Origin of the sequence: Bowmanella yangjiangensis (genome assembly GCF_017255015.1) — a bacterium.
Taxonomy (GTDB): Bacteria; Pseudomonadota; Gammaproteobacteria; order Enterobacterales; family Alteromonadaceae; genus Bowmanella; species Bowmanella yangjiangensis.
Genome location: NZ_JAFKCS010000016.1, coordinates 35,146 through 55,185, shown reverse-complemented (window position 1 = coordinate 55,185; position 20,040 = coordinate 35,146). Strand labels below are relative to the sequence as shown.

The following is a 20,040-nucleotide window of genomic DNA, read 5'->3' as shown; positions in this document are numbered from 1 at the left end:
CACTACACAAAAACCGGCGGATAATAGCATAGACGGTCGCCGTTGGGGATGTTTTCACGGCCCTTGATATACTGATCGAGATCATCAAAAATTCTATTAAATAACCCACCTGACATTCAGCTAAGCGCGATGTCTGTCGATAAGAGCCTATGTCAGAACTGCAATTATCTCCTCAGTCAGCCCTGCTCAATGCCATGCGACAAATGCAGCAGGCCGGTTTAACCCTGCCCGATAACGTCGCCGCACAGCTTAGTCAGGTAGAAGTCAAACTGTTACCCGGCAACCAACTGCTGTTGAGCCTGGCTAACCGCCAGGTTGTTATCAATGCCAAGGACCTGCAGGGTAAGCTACAAAACGGCCAACTCTATCAGTTGCTCACCGACAATAAGGACGGCGGGCGTTTACTTTTCTATACGCAGACTACTGCCACCCCGGCCCCAACAAGCCAACAGTCCATACCGCTGGGGGGCGCTGTGTTCAATAGTTTGCTCACCGCTATCGTCAATAATCAGCAAGGATTGCCCGACACGCTGAGCTTTCCCGCCAGAGTGCTGAATCAGCAGGCTGCCGCGCTGATACTTGATGTTCAAGGTCAGACGCTCAGGCTGTCATTGTCTGCTCCGCTGCCAGAACTGCGTCCGGGCCAGCCGGTGGAAGTCAACTATCAACGCCAGCAAGGCCAATGGACAATAAAAATTGATGCACAAAATGTGAAACTGAGTGAATCAGGTTCAGCAGAACCTAAGCTCTCCTCGTCCGGCCCCTCAAGTCATACACCTAGCGCCAAGGCGGCGACTGCCGAATGGCCAATACCCAAACAAAGCACTGAGTTGTTTCGTTTTGTACAAGCACTGAGTAAACCTCAAAATCTGGACCTTGCTCAGCTTAAACAATGGGTTGGTCAGTTGCCCATCGTCCAGCAGAAGTCTCTGATGCCCTTACTGCTTGGCCCGGAGGGACAAGTGCAGTCAGTCAAATTGCAATGGCCGACCGGCAGTCAGCCCGAACTATTGTTAAACAGGGCACAACCCGTCGCGACGCTGGTAGTTGGAAAACCGGTACTGCAGCAGATGATTTCCAGCCTGCAGCCCACAGTGGGCTCAGCGCCCCCCGTGTCAGCTCCCACTTCCTCTGCTGCACCGCCTACAACCCTGGACACCAGCAAATTGCTTCAAGGGATGCAGGCACCCGCTACGCCACTTAATCAGGTTCAAAACCCAATTAAAGTGGAAGGTCAGGTTATCACCGGGCAACCCTCACCAACACAGTTACAAAATGGGCCTGTCACATCGGGAACAGTACAGGAACAACAGCCAAGCCTTAGCAAAACCCAACAAGCAGCCCAAAGGGTTGATCTGCAAGACCCCTTGCTGCAAAAATTCCAGGACCTGGGGCGCCGTTTGATGAGCCAGCAGGACTCTCCTGCCCGGCTTTTCAACCAGATTGATACGGCATTAGCGGATAACCGGACCGTTGCCACGGATACTGGTAAGCTTTTGCAGCAACTTAGCCAACACCTGAAGCAGAGCTTGCCGCAGGGCAATGAACAGGATGCTGCAGCACTGCGCAGCCTGCTGACTACACCGGCATTGAATCTAACACCGCTGCAATTGGTCACAACGAACAGCAGCCAAGGCTTGGTGGGCGCATTAGTGACCTTGTTGCAGGTTGCGCTGACATCCAGACTGGCCAATCAGAGTGGTAAGTTGCAAGCCGGTCAGGGGCAGAAACTACTGGACGGATTAAATGCCTTGTTGGAAACCGTGCGCCCAAGCACCAGTTCAACGCCAGTTAACCAGCGAAATCTGTCGGATATGGCTCAGCTTGAGCAACGACACCAATTACTCAACACTTTGGGGCGGCTGCTTGGCGGGCACAGTCACGCTAAATTACGTGGCGTTGAAACTCAGCTTCAGGGTCAGGATAGCTTTTACTACAACTTACCCATAGCTCAGGGAGAAGTCCGTCGTGATATTGAGTTGCTGATACGCCGCGAACCACCACCTGACAAAAAGAGTAAGAGCAAACACTCGGCTGACAGGCAATGGAACCTAACCATGAAACTGGAAATTGGTGAGCTAGGTGGTTTACTGGCCAAAGCGCGGCTCTACCAGACCGAAGTGGAACTGGACTTTTATGCCGCCAATGCCGCCCTTCGGGATCAGGTGATCCAATTCATTCCACATTTGAAAAAACGCCTGACGGCACTGGGTATTCAGGTTAATCACAGCCAATGCCAATTGGGTAAAATCCCTGAACATCTGCAACAGAGACCCTACCAGGTCTTTGAGACACAGGCTTAGTGATATGACAGACAAACCTAAAAGCGCCGTCGGTATCCAATATCAGGCAGATAACCCTAAACAAGCACCGCAGATTATTGCCAAAGGCTTTGGCGAGTTAGCCGAAGAAATTATTGCCCTGGCGAAAGAACATGGTGTTTTGGTCCACGAGGATGAGCAACTGGCAGGCTTTCTGAATAGTCTCGATCTGGGTCAGGAAATACCGCGGGAGCTGTATATTGTCATCGCTGAACTGATTGCTTTTTCTTATGTGCTACAGGGAAAATTCCCCAACAGCTGGAACAATATGCATGGCAAGATGGATGACAAGGCGTGAGGCGTGAGGCGTGAGGCGTGAGGCGTGAGGCAGATAAGTATTGACTGAGCACTCGGATATAACAAATATTTTCCTAACTCCTAACTCCTAACTCCTAACTCCTAACTCCTAACTCCTAACTCCTAACTCCTAACTCCTAACTCTGCTTGCCGTGAATGCTAAACAATAGTTCGGCCTCAGCACGTGGCAGTTCACATTCATGCATCAGTTCATCTACCGATGCCCCTTGCTGCAGTAGTTTCACCGCCCTGTTGTAGAGCTTAGTGTCGGGATCCATTTCAGCTAATTCCTGCTGTTGTTCACGGGTCTCCCGCAAACTGTTGTCAAAGGCCCTTTGTCTGCTTTCCAGTTGTTTGATCCTCTGCCCCATACCAATACTACCGGCACGCAATTCATGCAACTCCGCGGCCAAGGCCTGGCACTCCTTTCGCAGGGCTTCAACTTCTGAGCTTTGCTGCCCGACCTGAGTCTGGCTAACGCTTAACGCGGCCTGCTGGCGTAAAAGAACCACCACCAGCATAACGCCGACCAGTAGTGCCAATCCTATTCCAATCCCCATCCAAGCCATATGGTTCCTTAGTCAGATACAAAAACACCCGGCTAAGCGGGTGTTTATTTACCGAATCAGCCGTTACATACTGCTGATTTCATCCCATTCTTCGTCCGTCAGCAACTTATTCAAATCAACCAGGATCAGTAGCTCGCCATCGCGGTTGCTAACGCCCTGAATAAATTTGGCGCTTTCTTCAGTACCCACATTCGGAGCACTGTCGATTTCGGAGGATTTCAGGTACACCACTTCAGCGACACTATCCACCAAAATACCCACTACCTGCTGTTCTGACTCAATAATCACAATACGGGTGTTGTCAGAGACATCATTGGCGTCCAAACCGAATCTGGCACGGGTATCAATGACCGTAACTACGTTACCGCGCAGGTTAATAATACCTAACACGTAATCCGGCGCTCCCGGTACCGGAGCAATCTCGGTATAACGCAGCACTTCCTGCACTTGCATCACGTTGATGCCGTAGGTTTCTTCTCCTAATCTGAAGGTCACCCACTGCAGGACTTCGTCGTTATCTATGGCTGCATTACTGTTTCTGTCATCACTCATATGCTTCGCTCCCGACTAGCGGATTAATCTGCATCTTTACTGCCCAACCCCTGTTCAAACAGTGCGACCAATGCGCCAACATCGATCAGGGCACACATTTTCTCCTTGACCAGCCCAGCTAACCAGGGACGCTTGCCCTGATTCTCGCGCCATTTCACATCATCCTGATGCAAGCTGACCGTATCTACCAATGATTCGCAGCAAAGCCCCCAACCACTGGTTCCTAACATAATAAGATATTGATAATTTAAGGCTTCTGCCAGTGTTTCTGAGTATTTTTCTGGCATCACCCAACGTGCGGTATCCACAACCTTGAGCTTTTCATCACGGTGCAGCATAACACCTTTAAACCAATCCGGCTTACCGATTAAGGGTGAGGCCTTTTCAAACTGGTGGATCCCACCCAGCTCAGTCAAAGGAACTGCCAGGGTTAAACCCGCCACATCAAATAACAGCGCCTGAAACTGGCCCTGGCGATATTCAGGTGTCTCTTGCTCCTGTGGCCTGGCTTCAAAAGGCTCAGCAAGCTGCGGGGCTTGCACCTCTGTTACTATCTCGGGTTCTTGAACAAAGGGCTGAGCCTCTTCAAGCAACTTAGCCACAGTTTGGCGCTGCGCTTGTTCAATCACTACCTCTTCGGTAAGCAGAGCTGACAGGTAATCCTCCATCACCTTTTCATTGGCGAACTGGCCCTTGCTCATTAATTCGGCTCCTGACTCAAAAGGAAATTCAGTAAGCTGTTATAAGCATAGACCCCCCGGCTACGAGGGTGAAAAACAGGTAGCGGGCTTTGTGCCTGACTGGCATCCCGAAAACGCGTGTCTACAGGTACCACACCATTCCAAACCAAATCCCCGTAGGTCGCACGCAATTTCTTATAGGCTTCTAGTGCCGCGTTAGTGCGTTTGTCGTACATGGTGGGAACAATAGTGTAAGTGTAATCACGCGGCTGGGACTTTTTCATAATCTCCAGGGTATGCATCATGCGCTCTAGGCCCTTGAGGGCCAAAAACTCGGTCTGCACCGGAATCAAAATTCGCTCACAGGCCGCCAGTGCATTGACCATCAATACACCCAGTACCGGGGGGCAATCCATAATTGCAAAGTCAAACTCGTCCTCTACCAGTTCCAAGGCCTTTTTAATTATCAGCCCCATTCCGCCCTGATGGCCCATACTGCGATCCAGCGTTGCCAGAGCCATAGTGGCGGGCAGAATAAACAAGGAGTCAAACTTGGTTGGGCACAAACTGTCCAACACTCTGTCGGCAGTCAGGCTCTTATGCGCCAAAAACACGTCATACAAACTCGAGGAGAGTTCTTCGGAATCCACACCGAAGTAATAGCTAAGCGAAGCATGGGGATCGGTATCGACCAGCAATACCTTTTTGCCCTTTAGGGCCAATAAGGAACCTAATGTCACTGTCGTCGTGGTTTTACCTACCCCACCTTTTTGGTTCGCCACTGTCCAGACAATCACAACTCAGCCCTTACAGGAATAGAAGCCAGCCTGCCTCAGGCAGGCATCTCGGCCAAAATATGCGAAGCAACATCACCTAAAGCCAGACTGGCCGAAGACAGTCCAGCAGCCGTCACGGCCTGAGGCATTCCGTAAACCACACAAGACTTTTCGTCTTGCGCCCAGATAGTCGCGCCACGTTGCTTAAGAGACCGACAGCCTTCACGACCGTCTGCACCCATACCAGTCAAAACAACAGCTAATAGATCGCCGCCATAAACCCGACCCAGTGAGGCAAAGCTTAAATCGACACTGGGCTTATAGGTAATGTTGTCCAGACCCGGGTCATCCACAATACGAATTCGACATGAGCGGCTGGTGCCGTCGACCAACATCTGCTTCCCCCCGGGGGCCAGATAAGCACAGCCGGGTTCAATCAGATCGCCGTTTTCAGCTTCCTTAACCTTAATCTGACAAAGATTATTCATCCGCCCGGCAAAGGCCGTGGTAAAGGTGCCCGGCATATGCTGCACCAGGAAAATAGGATAAGGAAAGTTCGCTGGCAACTTGGTTAGAATAGTTTGCAGTGCCACAGGGCCGCCGGTGGACGCGCCAATAGCCAAGGCGGAATAGCGTTTGCCGCTGGCTTTTGGTGGACGGACAGATTCAACGCTAACCGTTGGCTTTGTCTCTGCAGCCCTACTGTCTCGCAAGCTGGCAACCGGGCTGGGTGTTGTCCTAAGCAAACTGGGTCGGGAAAATGCCCGGCGTCTGGCTAAGGCTTTAACCCGCTGCTGAAGCAAACTAATGGCTTCTTGCCGTTCCTTAGCAATATCCTCGAACTTCTTCGGCAGAAAATCTAATGCACCGGCATCCAATGCATCTAATGTCGCTTGAGCACCATCTTTGGTTAGAGAGGAAAACATCAGAATCGGCGTCGGATTACTGGCCATAATGCGCTTCACCGCACTAATACCGTCCATGATCGGCATCTCGACATCCATGGTGATTACATCAGGCCGCAATTTAGCGGCCATATCGATGGCTTCCTGGCCGTTCTTGGCCTCTCCCACTACCGTCAGGCCCGGATCCTGGTTGAGGAAATCAGAAACCCGTCTACGAAAGAATGTCGAATCGTCGACAACCAGAACCTTATATTGCATCAGTTAATTGCTTTTTTTGTCTTTAAGGCCTTTTTCGCATAACGCTTTAGTAGGCTTGGAATGTCCAGAATCAATGCGATACCGCCGTCACTGGTAATAGTCGCCCCTGCCATACCGGGCGTACCTTGCAATAAGGCATCCAAGGGTTTAATTACCACTTCTTCCTGACCAATCAGGGCATCTACGACAAAACCTACTTGTTGGGTGCCAATCTGCACCACCACAACATGACCTTTGCTGCGTTCAATCTGTACTTTTCCTTTACTACGATGCAACCATTCCTTCAGATAGAACAGCGGTATCGCTTTTGAACGAACAATCATGGTGAGCTGACCGTCTACTGTGTTGGTCTTGCTCATATCAACATTAATAATTTCGCTCACTGCCGCCAACGGCAACGCAAAGGTTTGCTCACCGACAATAACCATCAGAGTTGGCAATATCGCCAAGGTCAGCGGTACCTTAATCTCCAGTCGTGTTCCCACACCTTTTTCGGAATGGATATGCACAGTACCGTTTAGCTGGTTGATCTTGGTTTTCACCACATCCATACCCACGCCACGGCCGGAAATATCCGAAATTTCTGTTTTTGTAGAGAAACCGGGGGCAAAAATCAGATTGAAGGCTTCTACATCCGACATACGGGCGGCCGCATCCACATCCAACACGCCACGTTTAATCGCGATATCTTTAAGTTTTTCGGGATCCATGCCCTTACCGTCATCTTCAATGGTAAGCAGAATATGATCGCCTTCCTGAGAAGCAGACAAGGTCACTGTACCTGTGCGTTTTTTGCCGGATGCTTCCCGTTCATCGGGCATCTCAATACCGTGATCAACAGAGTTTCTAACCAAGTGCACCAACGGGTCAGCCAAAGCCTCGACCAGGTTTTTATCCAGGTCTGTCTCTTCCCCAACCAGATTAAGATTAATTTCCTTTTTCAGACTGCGAGCTAAATCTCTAACCACCCGTGGGAATCGACCAAAGACTTTCTTGATGGGCTGCATGCGGGTTTTCATCACCGCACCTTGCAAATCCCCCGTTACCACATCCAGGTTGGCAATAGCCTTGGACATGTCTTCATTATTCAGGTTAACCCCAAGGCTTAACAAACGGTTACGTACTAATACCAATTCACCGACCATATTCATTATCTGGTCCAGACGTTTGGTATCCACCCGAACTGTGGTTTCCGCAGGCGGTGGCGCGGCAGCAGCTTTCTTATCTGCGCCTCGTAAAGCAGTACTAGCAGCCTTATCCTCATCTTCGTCTTCAGCGGGTTTGGCAACCGGCTTGCTCACAGGTTTAGCTGGCTCGGCTTTAGCCACCGGCGCACTGACACCTTTGGCATCGCTTTTAGGCTTAGCAGTTTCAACTTTAGCGGCAGGTTTGGCACCGGCCTTTTCTGCCCCAGGCCCTTTGCCGGAACCATGCAACTGATCCAACAAAGCTTCAAATTCATCATCAGTAATATCGTCGCCGTCTACTGGGCCCGAAACAGGTGTGGCAGGAGCAGATGAAGCAGCCTGTTTTTGTGCGTTAAACTTGCCTTCACCATGCAACTGGTCCAGAAGGGCTTCAAATTCGTCGTCGGTGATATCTTCATCACCCATATTCAAGTCTATTGCAGGTGCCGTTGTATTAGCCGCTGAAGGACCACCGGGGCCATGAAGTTCATCAAGCAAGGCTTCAAATTCATCTTCGGTGATATCGTCAATGCTGCCACCAGTTGACGCTTCACTACTCATTTCGGGTTCAGGAATAGGTTCTGGTTCGGGCTCGACAGGAGTACTGGCCACCTCATCTTCCGATTCAGGCTTACTTAAACGATGCAGGGCTTCAAGTACCTCGGGGGCCGCCGGTTCCAGCGGCTCACGGGCTTTGACGTTAGCGAACATTTCATTGATGCTGTCTAACGCTTGCAGGATGACATCCATCAATTCTGCAGTTACCTGACGCTTGCCGGTGCGCAGCACATCGAACACGTTCTCGGCACCATGGCAGGCGTCAACCAGTTCTGTCAGTGACAGAAACCCGGCACCACCTTTGACGGTATGGAAACCACGAAAAATAGCATTGAGCAAGTCAGCATCTTCAGGATTATTTTCCAAATCAACCAGTTGCTCTTGCAGCAGTTCGAGAATTTCTCCCGCTTCAACCAGGAAGTCCTGCAGGATATCCTCATCAACGTCAAAGGCCATGCATCAATTCCCCTTAAAACCCTAAGCTTGAAAGTAGATCATCAACGTCATCCTGACCAGTTACCACATCATCCCGGCTAGCCGCATCAATGATTGGCCCTTCAGCCATTTCCTTGCTGGCCTCTTTTTTAGCTTGCTTGGCATCTTCGTCGATCTCAGGCTCGCCAAACACCGTTAGCATATGCACTAAGCTGTCTTCTACTTCTTTAACTAGATCAATAACTTTGCGAATAACTTGGCCGGTGAGGTCTTGATACCCTTGTGCCATCAGCACTTCGGTCAGTAGCTCATTGAGTTTGGCAGAATCGCCGCTGGCCTGATCAAGGAACTTGTCCATATTATGGCAGAGAGCTTTAAACTCGCCCAACTGTAGCTGCCGGGTCATGAGTTTCTTCCATTCGGGCAAGATACCGTTTATTTGGGCATTCAAGCGTTCTGCAATTGGCATACTGGTCTCAACCGCATCCATAGTGCGGTTGGCAGCATCTTCGGTGGTTTCAATGACGTAATTGAGGCGACTCTGTGCGTCAGGAATATCTTCCTGCGCCAAATCCGCGATACGCGCATCTAATTGAAAGTTATTCAGGGAATCGTGCAGTTGGCGGGTCAGCTTACCCACCTCCGCAAACAGCTCCATGGAATCCGCCATAGTGATGGACTCCAATAACTGTGCCGCTCCCTGATTATCTCCCTGCTCAAGCAATGCCACCAACTGGCGGGCATCCTCAAGCGAAACAGGAGCTTGCTCGGTAATCGTCATTAAGGCGTTCCTTATGCGTTAGGATCCGCCAGGGACTACCCAAGGCGCTCAAATATCTTTTCGAGTTTCTCTTTTAGCGTGGCTGCGGTGAAGGGCTTCACAACATAGCCATTAACACCGGCTTGGGCCGCCGCTACGATCTGCTCTTTCTTCGCTTCCGCCGTGACCATCAGCACGGGAGTATGTTTGAGGTTGTCATCGGCACGGATAGCGCGAAGCAGGTCGATACCCTGCATTCCCGGCATGTTCCAGTCCGTAATGACAAAATCAAAATCCCCCTGTTGCAGCATGGGCAAAGCGGTACTGCCGTCATCAGCTTCCTGAACATTGGTAAAGCCCAGGTCTTTCAGTAAGTTCTTGATGATACGTCTCATCGTCGAGAAATCGTCGACAACAAGAATTTTCATGTTTTTATCCAAAACTGCCTCCAGTGAGGATTCAACCAACTGTTATTCTTATTAAATTTTATTCCATTTGCCAGCTTTGCATGCGAGTTCTGAGTCTCAACATGGCTTGGCTATGGATTTGACTGACCCGAGACTCACTGACTTCAAGGACTTCGCCGATCTCTCTGAGGTTCAGTTCTTCGTCATAATAGAGTGAGAGCACAATGGCTTCCCGTTCAGGCAAGGTAGTAATAGCATGGGCCAACGCTTTTTGAAACGATCCTTGTAACAAATCATCAAAGGGTGCATCCGTCCCTCGTGTTTGCTCAGTACTGATTACATCCTCAGTCACCCCAAGGTCTTCTATACCTACCAAACGACCTGCATTCACTTCATTGAGCATCTGGTGATATTCATCCAGGCTAACCTGAAGCTTAGCGGCCACATCGGCATCACGGGCATCTCCGCCAGTTTCACGCTCTACAGATTGGATAGCCTCAGCGATAGCGCGACTATTTTTATGCACAGAGCGGGGTGTCCAATCACCTTTTCTAATTTCATCCAGCATGGCACCCCGTATGCGAATGCCTGCAAAGGTTTCAAAACTGGCACCTTTAGAACCATCAAAGTTTTTGGCCGCTTCCAACAAACCAATCATGCCAGCCTGAATCAAATCGTCAACCAATACACTGGCAGGCAAGCGAGCCATCAGATGATGCGCGATACGTTTAACCAGCGAGGCGTGTTGCTCAACCAGCTTGGTTTTACTATCGAATTGCTGATAGGCGGCTGCTTTATTATTCACTCTTTATCTCTGTGTACCGCGGAATTCTGATTAACCAACTGTTCCAGAAAAAATTCTAAGTGTCCCCCCGGCTGGGTAGGGATTGGCCACCGTAGCGCCTGCTTGGCCAGATTAGAAATAGCCACAGCGGCCGGAGAGCTTGGGTAAGCCTCCACTATCGACTTCTGACGACGCACCGCTTTACGAATATTTTCATCAAACGGAATGGTGGCCACTAATTCCAGAGCAACGTCCAGGAAACGGTTAGTTACTTTGGACAGTTTAGCAAAGAGTTCCTGACCTTCACGGACGTTACGCACCATGTTGGCAACAATTTTAAAACGAAACACACCATGGTCACGGTTCAGTATCTTAATTAGCGCGTAAGCATCGGTGAGCGAGGTGGGCTCATCACATACCACCACCATGATGTCCTGGGCTGCCCGTGAAAAGCTCAGCACCATATCCGAGATACCGGCAGCGGTATCTACAATCAGCACATCAATTTTGCTGCGCAGTTCGCTAAAAGCGCGGATTAGACCGGCATGCTCCGTGGGCGTTAATTCCGTCATGGACTGCGAGCCCGATGTCGCTGGCGCGATTTTCACGCCATATGGGCCTTCAACCAAGACTTCTTCGAGCAGGCATTCACCTGACAACACATGGGAAAGATTCTTTTCGACCCGCAGGCCCAACATAACATCGACGTTGGCCAACCCCAAGTCGGCATCCAAAACCAGAACCCGTTTTCCTTGCTTAGCCATCGAAATAGCAGTGTTCAGCGTGATGTTGGTTTTTCCCACCCCGCCTTTGCCACCGGTGACGGCGATAACTTTAATGAGATTGGGCTGGTTCATTCGTCTTAAGCTACTCGCTTGATCCTCAATCATAATGATACTGCTGAGTTTACAACCTGCTGAGTTCTTGTGGGAGTTAAAGCATACTGCTTAAACAGCCTTGCTGCACAAGAAATTATGTACTTGGCATCAGCCACTTTAATGTCCTCGGGTACTTTCTGTCCATCCGTCAAATAACCGACGGGTAAACGATGCTCCAAGGCCAGGCTGATGGCTTCGCCGAGACTGTAACACTCATCCAGTTTAGTGAAAATACAACCTTGCAAAGAAATCTGCTGATAAGTTGCCAACTGGTGCTCCATTACTCGATGTTGAGCATTGGCAGCCAGCACCAGATAATGTTTGATATTAGCATAGGATGATTGAGTCAAAGTATCTAACTGTTTGATTAGTCTGGTGTCTCTTTGACTAAATCCGGCGGTATCAATCAAAACCAGGCCCTTGTTACGGAACTGGTGAAGTAAATCGGATAATTCCTCCCCACTGGCGGCTTTCTTGACAGTGCAGCCGATAATCTTGCCGTAAGTAGACAATTGCTCATAGGCCGCAATGCGATAGCTGTCGATGGTAATCAGGGCAACCTGATTAGCACCGTGACGTTGTGCATATTGGGCGGCTAGTTTGGCAATAGTGGTGGTTTTACCTGTACCTGTTGGCCCCATCAAAGCCACTACGCCGCCTTTGCCCAGAATATCATTCTGCGTGGTATGCAAACGGTTGGCTAACAGTTTGAGTAAGAATACCCAAGCATCTCGCTCTTCGCACTGGGCGGGCGCATATGAAACTACCTGCTCGGCCAGGGACGGGGTGATGCCCATGCGAACCAGCTTGTCGATAAGATAACCATGCAAAGGCCTGGCCTGTTGTCTTTCCTGCTTTATCAGTCCCGCCACCTGGAATTCCAACACATTACGCAGAGATTTCAGCTCCTGACGGATATCATTCAGTTCTGCATCATCATGCCGAGCAACCGGCGCACTTTTGGGACTGGCAGAAACGCTCTGTTCAACCACAGGTTGGGCCGCTGGAGTCTGCTGACTTTGTTTTTCTAGCAGTGCTTTGAGGCTGTCTGGTCCTGAGTCACCGATGATCTCGCTAAGGCTGGGAGTTTTAGACAGACTGCTGGCAGCAACTTTAGGTTTAGCGATGACATCCGCGCCGGATTTAGGAGCTGGTGTTTTTCTTACCGGTTCACGATCATAGGCCGCCACTATTTCGATACCATCTGCCACTTTCTTGTTGGACATAATGACTGCATCGCCCCCCAGTTCATCTTTGACCTGAGCTAAAGCGTCGCGCATATCTTTGCCATAGAAACGTCTGATCTTCACATTTACCCCCTACGTCAGCTTACTGGCCTACGGCACTGACAATCTTAATCTGTTTGTCGTCAGGAATTTCCTGATAGGACAATACGTGCAATCCTGCGATGGCGTGTTTTAGGAACCTGGACAGTACCGGTCTCAACATACCTGAGGTCAGAAGTACTGCGGGCTCTCCCGCCAGTTCTTGCTGCTGCGCGGCATCCGCTAGCGATTGCTGCAGTCGCTCAGCCAGACCAGGTTCGATACCGGCTCCATCGCCACCACCTGCCTGTAACGACTGATGCAACATCTGTTCCAATTCGGGCGCCAAAGTAATAACAGGTATTTCTTTGCTGCTGCCGTTGATTTCCTGGGTGATCAGACGCTTAAGAGCGATACGCACGGCGGACACCAGCACGTCGGGATCTTGACTCTTAGGCCCGTATTCGCACAGCGTTTGTACAATGCTGCGCAAGTCACGGATGGGGATACCTTCATACAACAAAGTTTGCAGCACTTTGACCACTGTGCTCATCGGCAGAATATCCGGTACCAGACCTTCTACCAACTTAGGATTTTGTTTGGCCAGCATGTCCAAAAGCTGCTGTACTTCTTCATAACCCAGTAATTGATAGGCATTATTGGTCAATAACTGGCTTAAGTGGGTAGCCACTACGGTTGCGGCATCCACCACTGTGTAACCTAAGGTCTGAGCATGTTCACGCTGGGAAGGTTTAATCCATACCGCATCCAAACCAAAAGCTGGATCCTTAGTGGGCTTGCCCTCTAACTTGCCGAATACCTGGCCGGGATTGATAGCCAGTTCCTGATCATGGCTGATATCCGCTTCACCAATAGTCACACCCAACATAGCGATAGTGTAGGTGTTGGGATTCAGATCCAGATTGTCACGGATATGCACAGGAGGGATAAGAAACCCCAGCTCTTGGGATAGCTTCTTACGCACCCCTTTGATACGTGCCAACAACTCGCCACCCTGGGTTTTATCCACTAATGGAATCAGACGATAGCCAACTTCCAGGCCGATAGTGTCAACGTGCTGAACGTCATCCCAACCCAGTTCTTTGGCTTCGGCAGGGGCGCGCGTTTGTTCGGGTACCAGTTCACCGGCAGCCGGTTGTTCCAGCTCTTTTTGCGCACGCCACCAATCGTAATAAGCGTAACCACCAATTAAGGCGGCAAAGCCTAAGAAAGCCAAATGCGGCATGCCAGGTACAATGCCCATAACAAACAGAATGCCGGTCGTAATGTACAATGCGCGTCTATTACCCAATTGTTTCTTTACTTCGCCGCCCATGTCTTGGGAGTCATTTTCCCGAGTCACAATAATGGCGGTAGCAACAGACAAGAGCAGTGACGGAATTTGAGCAACCAGGCCGTCACCAATAGTCAGAATAGTGTAGATCTCAATAGCGTTACCGAAGGTCAGGTCATGCTGAATCATGCCGATGAATAGCCCACCGACAATATTGATCAACATAATAAACAAGCCGGCAATGGCATCCCCTTTAACGAATTTGGAGGCACCATCCATAGAGCCGTAAAAGTCAGCTTCTGTGGTAATTTCCTGGCGACGACGACGTGCTTCATCTGAGTCGATATAGCCTGCATTCAAATCCGCATCAATGGCCATTTGCTTACCCGGCATAGCATCCAAGGTAAAACGGGCGCTTACTTCGGAAATACGCCCGGCACCGGCGGTCACCACTTTAAAGTTGATGATCAACAGGATGGCGAACACTACGATACCGACAGCAAAGTTACCGCCGATAACCACTTCACCGAAGGCCTGAATTACTTTACCAGCGGCATCCCCCCCTTCATGTCCTTCCAGCAGTACCACCCGGGTAGATGCAACGTTCAGCGCCAGCCTGAGTACCGTAGCAATCAGCAGAACCAGCGGAAATGCACCAAAATCAATCGGGCGCTTGGTAAATACCGCGACCAGGATGACCACCAATGACAGGGCAATATTGAAACTAAACAGAATATCCAGCAAAAACGCTGGCATCGGCAGTATCACCATACCCATGATAGCCAACAGGATTATCGGTGCGCCCAGGCCCGAGGTGAATTGCTTGACGCTGTTCTTATCGAATCGATTTAGGTATGTGCTCAGTTCCATACACTTACAACAGAATTTTGACGGCTGAACAGGTTTAGCAATAAGCGCGCCAGACTTTAGTTAGGTGTTGGCAAGTTTGATATTTGCCAAAGCAAGACTGGGCGACCAGAAAATCAGGGGGAATTAGGACATTTATTTCAATCACACCGCTTTGATGCCATCAAGCATATGCTTATGCCAAATAAACCCGTTCAATTTCGAATTAATTTACCTCTTGCGGTTGACGCGCAGGCCTTAAAACGATACTAATATGCCTGTTTGAAACACAGGCCAGAACAAATGCAAAAGTTCCTCTCTCTACTCCTCCTTATGGCAGCAAGATTGCACGGGTAGGTTGTAGCCGAGAGACAGGCAAAATTTTAGAAAAACCCGTGCACTGCACGGGTTTTTCACTTTTCGAACCAAGTAAAAAAACCAGTGTCAGTGTGGCGGGTCAACCAACAAGAGGAAAGACCATGACAGATAGAGTCAAGATATTCGATACCACGTTAAGAGATGGCGAGCAGGCCCTTCCGGCTAGTCTGAGCGTAAAAGAAAAGCTGCAGATTGCCCTGGCCCTCGAACGTCTGGGCGTGGATATTATCGAAGCTGGCTTCCCGGTCTCTTCCCCTGGTGATTTCAAATCGGTGCAAACCATCGCCCGTGAAATCAAGAATGCCACCGTCTGTGGTCTGTCCCGGGCGGTGATGAAAGACATTGATGCCTGTGGCGAAGCCCTAAAGGTAGCAGAGCAGTTTCGTATCCATACTTTTATCGCCACCTCAGATATCCACGTAGGCTCCAAGCTACGTAAGTCTCAGGATGAAGTGTTAGACATGGCCGTTGCTGCCATCAAACACGCCAGGCGCTACACGGATGACGTAGAGTTCTCCTGTGAAGACGCTGGCCGTACTAATATCGATTACTTGTGCCGCATGGTGGAAAACGCCATCAACGCCGGTGCCACTACGGTCAATATTCCAGATACTGTCGGCTACACTATTCCCAGTGAGTTTGGCGCCATTATCCAAACCCTGTTTAACCGCGTCCCCAACATCGACAAAGCCACTATCTCCGTGCATTGTCACAACGATTTAGGTCTGGCTGTGGCGAACTCCATTGCCGCCGTGCAGTTTGGGGCACGCCAGATTGAATGTACCATCAACGGTATAGGTGAACGGGCTGGTAACTGCTCGCTGGAAGAAGTCGCTATGATCCTGAAAACCCGCGAAGCTATGCTGGGTTTGCAAACCGGTATTAACAGCCAGGAGATCTTCCGTACCTCCAAGCTGGTCAGCCAAATGTGTAATATGCCGGTGCAGAGCAACAAGGCCATAGTTGGCGCTAACGCCTTCAGCCACTCTTCCGGTATTCACCAGGACGGCATCCTGAAAGCCCAGAACACTTATGAAATCATGACACCGGAAAGTGTCGGCATTAATAAGAACCACCTGAACCTGACCAGCCGCTCCGGCCGTCATGTGATCAAGCACCGTATGCATGAACTGGGTTACAAAGACGAAGATTACGATTTGGATACTTTGTACCAGGCGTTCTTGAAACTGGCTGATAAAAAGGGCCAGGTCTTCGACTACGATTTGGAAGCGCTGGTATTCTTCGACCAGCAAAAGCAGCAGGAAGCCAACTATGAGTTGCTGTACCTGCATGCCAATGCCGGAAAAGGCATGATCCCAAGTGCAACAGTCAAAATGCGCATGGGCGATCAGGAAGGTACCGCATCAGCCACCGGCAATGGTCCGGTAGATGCCGCGTTTAACGCCATTATTCAGGTCACCGGCAACAACGACATCGAGATTGTTGACTTTAAGCTGGACTCCAAAGGTGAAGGGGCCGATGCCCTGGCACAAGTGAGCGTGGTAGCCGAATACCGCGGCCGCCGTTTTAACGGTATTGGCCTGGCCACCGACATTGTCGAAGCCGGCGTAAAGGCGTTGATTTACGTACTGAATAACACCTGTCTGGCTGACCAGATAGATGAAAAGAAACAACAGAAAATAGCAGGGGTGTAGATGAAATCGTATTCCATAGCTTTACTGCCCGGTGACGGTATCGGTCCGGAAGTCATGCGTGAGGCAGAGAAAGTGCTGGCCGTCATTCAGCGCAAGTTTGGTCTGAATCTGGTTTTGAACCAGTTTGATGTGGGTGGCGCTGCCATAGACAAACACGGTCACGCCCTGCCTGAAGACACCCTGAAAGGTTGTGAACAAGCTGACGCTATCTTATTCGGCTCTATCGGTGGCCCCAAGTGGGACAGCTTACCACTGGATCAGCGCCCCGAGCGCGCCGCGCTGTTAAAACTGCGCAGCCACTTTGACCTATTCAGTAACTTACGTCCGGCCAAAATCTACCCCGGCCTGGAAGCCCTATCCCCGCTGCGCGCGGATATCGCGGCCAGCGGGTTCGATGTAATGGTGGTACGTGAACTAACCAGTGGTATCTACTTCGGTCAGCCCAAGGGCATGGCCGGCGAAGGTGAAGAAGAGTACGCTTTTGACACCATGCGCTATTCACGCCGTGAAATCCGCCGCATTGCTAAAATCGCCTTTGAAGCAGCACGCCTGCGTGGCAAAAAAGTCACCTCGGTAGATAAAGCCAACGTATTGGTATGCAGCCGGTTGTGGCGCGAAATTACCGAGGAAGTCGCCAAAGATTATCCAGATGTAGCGCTGGAGCACATCTACATTGACAACGCCACCATGCAACTGCTGCGTTACCCCAATCAGTTTGATGTCATGCTGTGTTCTAACCTGTTCGGCGATATCATCAGCGATGAGTGCGCCATGATCACCGGCTCCATGGGCCTGTTGCCGTCCGCTAGCATCAACGCTGACGGTTTCGGTATGTACGAACCAGCGGGTGGCAGTGCCCCGGATATCGCAGGTAAAGGCATTGCCAACCCTATTGCGCAAATTCTGTCTGCTGCCATGTTGCTGCGTTACAGCTTGGGTGAAAATAGCGCAGCAGAAGCCATTGAGAATGCCGTGCAGCAAGCGCTGAACGACGGTTATGTAACCGCCGAACTGTTAAGTGCAGAGCGCAGAAATGAAGCCAAAACCACGGCACAGGTGGGCGATTACGTTGCCGCCAAATTGGAGGAGTTGGTCTGATGGGTAAGACCTTATACGACAAAATCTGGGACATGCATTTAGTGGCCCAAACGGGTACCGACAACCTGATTTATATCGACCGTCACCTGATCCACGAAGTCACCTCTCCGCAGGCCTTTGCCGGCCTTGAGGAAAAAGGCCGTAAGCTGCGTCGTCCAGATCGCACTTTTGCCACTATGGATCACAGTATCTCTACCCGCTCATTGGCCTTGGATGCCTGTGGTCCGGCCAATCAGTTGCAACTTCGCACTCTGATGGATAACTGCGAAAAATTTGGCGTGGAACTCTTCCCGGTCGGCCACCAAAAACAAGGCATCATCCATGTTATCGGCCCCGAACTGGGCTTGATTTTACCTGGTATGACTGTGGTCTGTGGTGACTCGCACACCGCTACTCACGGTGCATTTGGCGCCCTGGCCTTTGGTATCGGCACCTCAGAGGTGGAACACGTATTTGCCACCCAGACTCTGAAACAGGGCAAAGCCAAGGCCATGAAGGTGGAAGTTAACGGCACCCTGCCTATTGGTGTCACCGCCAAGGATATTATCCTGGCTATCATAGGTAAAATTGGTCATGCCGGTGCCACGGGTTATGTACTGGAATACGCCGGCAGCGCCATTGAAGCGCTGTCCATGGAAGAGCGTATGACCATCTGTAATATGAGTATTGAAGCGGGCGCTAAAGCCGGACTGATTGCCCCGGACCGAATCACCTTTGATTACCTCAAAGATAAAGAGCGTGCGCCCAAGGGAGCAGACTGGGACGAGGCCCTGGCCTGCTGGCAGAGCCTGAAATCCGATGCCGATGCCGTCTTTGATACTGTTGTCACCCTGAGTGCCGAAGAGATCAAACCACAGGTTACCTGGGGCACCAACCCAGGCCAGGTGGTGGCCGTTGACGAACCCATTCCGGCCCCGGCAAGTTTCACCGATGCAGTAGAACGCACCTCAGCAGAAAAAGCCTTGAAATACATGGGCCTGGAAGCCGGGCAAAAACTGTCAGATGTGGCGATCAGCCATGTGTTTATCGGCTCTTGTACTAACAGCCGCATTGAGGATTTACGTGCCGCCGCCAAGATTGCCAGCACCGGCAAAGTCGCTCAGGGCGTGAACGCTATTGTGGTACCCGGCTCCTACGCGGTAAAACAGCAGGCGGAAGCCGAGCAACTGGATAAGGTGTTTCTGGACGCCGGCTTTGAATGGCGTTTGCCTGGCTGCTCTATGTGTCTGGGCATGAACGATGACCTTCTGCAGGCAGGTGATCGCTGCGCATCCACCAGTAACCGTAATTTTGAAGGCCGTCAGGGTCGCGGCGCCCGCACCCATTTGGTCAGCCCGGCTATGGCCGCCGCTGCTGCGCTGGCAGGCCGTTTTGTTGATGTAAGGGAGTTGGATAAATGACAGGTATCACACAACTTCGCGCCAAAGCGGCGCCACTGAATCGTGCCAATGTGGATACCGATCAGATTATCCCCAAGCAATTTTTGACTGCGGTGACCCGCGCCGGCTACGGCAAACATTTATTCCATGACTGGCGCTATCTTGATCTGGAAGAGAAAGTGCCCAATCCCGAGTTTGAGCTGAATAAGCCTGAGCATCAGGGCAGTGAAATTCTGCTGGCCAGAGAGAACTTTGGTTGTGGCTCCAGCCGTGAACATGCACCTTGGTCGTTGACCGATTTTGGCTTCAAAGTCGTGATTGCTACCAGCTTTGCCGATATTTTTTACGGCAACTGCATGAACAATCAACTTTTGCCTATTGCTCTGAACAACGAGCAGATGGATGCTCTGTTTGCCGCCGTAGAGGCCGATCCACAAGTGCAAATTGAGGTTGATTTACCTGCACAGCAAGTTCGAGTAGCCGACCAAAGTTTTGACTTTGACATCAAGGAACACCATAAGTACAAGCTGATTAAAGGCTTGGATGCTATCGGCGAGACCCTTGAACTGGTAAGCAGTATTGATAGCTACGAGCAGGCAATGCCTGCCTGGCGTTAATCCCGAACAGACGGTTGCCGGTATTACCGACAACCGTCTTTTTATGCCGGACAAGGTAAAGTTTCATCCCACCCTTCTCTGCGTATTTCCGTCTGCCGGGTGGTATTTAGTGACCGCCTAGTTGATTAAGCTCAACTTCTG

General features: G+C 50.6%; 18 protein-coding genes. 6 read left to right on the top strand and 12 right to left on the bottom strand.

Annotated features, from left to right (window positions below):
• The first annotated feature begins 149 nt into the window (after positions 1-149).
• Positions 150-2,303, top strand: a complete 2,154-nt coding sequence (fliK, locus tag J0A65_RS15340; protein ID WP_206595197.1) for a flagellar hook-length control protein FliK — start codon at positions 150-152, stop codon at positions 2,301-2,303.
• A gap of 4 nt (positions 2,304-2,307) precedes the next feature.
• Positions 2,308-2,619 (top strand): EscU/YscU/HrcU family type III secretion system export apparatus switch protein, encoded by a 312-nt coding sequence (locus J0A65_RS15335; protein ID WP_206595196.1) that lies wholly within the window; start codon positions 2,308-2,310, stop codon positions 2,617-2,619.
• 136 nt (positions 2,620-2,755) lie between these two features.
• Here the strand turns inward: J0A65_RS15335 and J0A65_RS15330 are convergent, their stop codons facing one another.
• The 12 genes from J0A65_RS15330 to flhA form a co-directional block, all read right to left on the bottom strand.
• Positions 2,756-3,160 carry a DUF2802 domain-containing protein gene (locus J0A65_RS15330; protein WP_232849984.1) on the bottom strand — a complete coding sequence of 135 codons (405 nt, stop codon included), beginning with the start codon at positions 3,158-3,160 and terminating at the stop codon, positions 2,756-2,758.
• Between the two features lie 90 nt (positions 3,161-3,250).
• On the bottom strand, positions 3,251-3,739 hold the full coding sequence (locus J0A65_RS15325; RefSeq protein ID WP_206595195.1) for a chemotaxis protein CheW: 489 nt from the start codon (positions 3,737-3,739) through the stop codon (positions 3,251-3,253).
• A gap of 23 nt (positions 3,740-3,762) precedes the next feature.
• Positions 3,763-4,440, bottom strand: coding sequence for a chemotaxis protein CheW (locus J0A65_RS15320; protein ID WP_206595194.1), 678 nt, complete (start codon positions 4,438-4,440; stop codon positions 3,763-3,765).
• On the bottom strand, positions 4,440-5,216 hold the full coding sequence (locus tag J0A65_RS15315; RefSeq protein WP_206595193.1) for a ParA family protein: 777 nt from the start codon (positions 5,214-5,216) through the stop codon (positions 4,440-4,442). Before J0A65_RS15315 ends, J0A65_RS15320 begins: the two co-directional genes overlap by 1 nt.
• A gap of 35 nt (positions 5,217-5,251) precedes the next feature.
• On the bottom strand, positions 5,252-6,358 hold the full coding sequence (locus tag J0A65_RS15310; RefSeq protein ID WP_206595192.1) for a protein-glutamate methylesterase/protein-glutamine glutaminase: 1,107 nt from the start codon (positions 6,356-6,358) through the stop codon (positions 5,252-5,254).
• Complete coding sequence (locus J0A65_RS15305) at positions 6,358-8,559, bottom strand: chemotaxis protein CheA (protein WP_206595191.1); 2,202 nt, start codon at positions 8,557-8,559, stop codon at positions 6,358-6,360. The genes J0A65_RS15310 and J0A65_RS15305 overlap by 1 nt, the downstream gene beginning before the upstream one ends.
• A gap of 13 nt (positions 8,560-8,572) precedes the next feature.
• On the bottom strand, positions 8,573-9,319 hold the full coding sequence (locus tag J0A65_RS15300) for a protein phosphatase CheZ (RefSeq protein WP_206595190.1): 747 nt from the start codon (positions 9,317-9,319) through the stop codon (positions 8,573-8,575).
• Positions 9,320-9,354: 35 nt separating this feature from the next.
• Positions 9,355-9,738 carry a chemotaxis response regulator CheY gene (gene cheY, locus J0A65_RS15295; RefSeq protein ID WP_206595189.1) on the bottom strand — a complete coding sequence of 128 codons (384 nt, stop codon included), beginning with the start codon at positions 9,736-9,738 and terminating at the stop codon, positions 9,355-9,357.
• A 46-nt stretch (positions 9,739-9,784) separates the two neighbouring features.
• Positions 9,785-10,510, bottom strand: coding sequence for an RNA polymerase sigma factor FliA (locus J0A65_RS15290; protein ID WP_206595188.1), 726 nt, complete (start codon positions 10,508-10,510; stop codon positions 9,785-9,787).
• Positions 10,507-11,379: a MinD/ParA family protein gene (locus J0A65_RS15285; protein WP_206595187.1), complete on the bottom strand. Its 873-nt coding sequence runs from the start codon at positions 11,377-11,379 to the stop codon at positions 10,507-10,509. The genes J0A65_RS15290 and J0A65_RS15285 overlap by 4 nt, the downstream gene beginning before the upstream one ends.
• Positions 11,376-12,677 carry a flagellar biosynthesis protein FlhF gene (gene flhF / locus J0A65_RS15280; RefSeq protein ID WP_206595186.1) on the bottom strand — a complete coding sequence of 434 codons (1,302 nt, stop codon included), beginning with the start codon at positions 12,675-12,677 and terminating at the stop codon, positions 11,376-11,378. Before flhF ends, J0A65_RS15285 begins: the two co-directional genes overlap by 4 nt.
• 19 nt (positions 12,678-12,696) lie before the next feature.
• Positions 12,697-14,796 (bottom strand): flagellar biosynthesis protein FlhA, encoded by a 2,100-nt coding sequence (gene flhA, locus J0A65_RS15275; protein ID WP_206595185.1) that lies wholly within the window; start codon positions 14,794-14,796, stop codon positions 12,697-12,699.
• A gap of 455 nt (positions 14,797-15,251) precedes the next feature.
• Here flhA and leuA point away from each other — a divergent pair, with 455 nt between their 5' ends.
• The 4 genes from leuA to leuD are packed head-to-tail and all read left to right on the top strand — an operon-like array spanning position 15,252 to position 19,899.
• Positions 15,252-16,805 carry a 2-isopropylmalate synthase gene (gene leuA / locus J0A65_RS15270; RefSeq protein WP_206595184.1) on the top strand — a complete coding sequence of 518 codons (1,554 nt, stop codon included), beginning with the start codon at positions 15,252-15,254 and terminating at the stop codon, positions 16,803-16,805.
• Positions 16,806-17,903 carry a 3-isopropylmalate dehydrogenase gene (gene leuB / locus J0A65_RS15265; protein ID WP_206595183.1) on the top strand — a complete coding sequence of 366 codons (1,098 nt, stop codon included), beginning with the start codon at positions 16,806-16,808 and terminating at the stop codon, positions 17,901-17,903.
• Positions 17,903-19,303: a 3-isopropylmalate dehydratase large subunit gene (gene leuC / locus J0A65_RS15260; protein ID WP_206595182.1), complete on the top strand. Its 1,401-nt coding sequence runs from the start codon at positions 17,903-17,905 to the stop codon at positions 19,301-19,303. Before leuB ends, leuC begins: the two co-directional genes overlap by 1 nt.
• Positions 19,300-19,899: a 3-isopropylmalate dehydratase small subunit gene (gene leuD / locus J0A65_RS15255; RefSeq protein WP_206595181.1), complete on the top strand. Its 600-nt coding sequence runs from the start codon at positions 19,300-19,302 to the stop codon at positions 19,897-19,899. The genes leuC and leuD overlap by 4 nt, the downstream gene beginning before the upstream one ends.
• Positions 19,900-20,040 lie beyond the last annotated feature (141 nt).

Coding starts and splice junctions, on each gene's coding strand:
- fliK (WP_206595197.1), top strand. CDS start 150: ATGTCAGAACTGCAATTATCTCCTCAGTCAGCCCTGCTCAATGCCATG.
- J0A65_RS15335 (WP_206595196.1), top strand. CDS start 2,308: ATGACAGACAAACCTAAAAGCGCCGTCGGTATCCAATATCAGGCAGAT.
- J0A65_RS15325 (WP_206595195.1), bottom strand. CDS start 3,739: ATGAGTGATGACAGAAACAGTAATGCAGCCATAGATAACGACGAAGTC.
- J0A65_RS15320 (WP_206595194.1), bottom strand. CDS start 4,440: ATGAGCAAGGGCCAGTTCGCCAATGAAAAGGTGATGGAGGATTACCTG.
- J0A65_RS15310 (WP_206595192.1), bottom strand. CDS start 6,358: ATGCAATATAAGGTTCTGGTTGTCGACGATTCGACATTCTTTCGTAGA.
- J0A65_RS15305 (WP_206595191.1), bottom strand. CDS start 8,559: ATGGCCTTTGACGTTGATGAGGATATCCTGCAGGACTTCCTGGTTGAA.
- J0A65_RS15300 (WP_206595190.1), bottom strand. CDS start 9,319: ATGACGATTACCGAGCAAGCTCCTGTTTCGCTTGAGGATGCCCGCCAG.
- J0A65_RS15285 (WP_206595187.1), bottom strand. CDS start 11,379: ATGATTGAGGATCAAGCGAGTAGCTTAAGACGAATGAACCAGCCCAAT.
- flhA (WP_206595185.1), bottom strand. CDS start 14,796: ATGGAACTGAGCACATACCTAAATCGATTCGATAAGAACAGCGTCAAG.
- leuA (WP_206595184.1), top strand. CDS start 15,252: ATGACAGATAGAGTCAAGATATTCGATACCACGTTAAGAGATGGCGAG.
- leuB (WP_206595183.1), top strand. CDS start 16,806: ATGAAATCGTATTCCATAGCTTTACTGCCCGGTGACGGTATCGGTCCG.
- leuC (WP_206595182.1), top strand. CDS start 17,903: ATGGGTAAGACCTTATACGACAAAATCTGGGACATGCATTTAGTGGCC.
- leuD (WP_206595181.1), top strand. CDS start 19,300: ATGACAGGTATCACACAACTTCGCGCCAAAGCGGCGCCACTGAATCGT.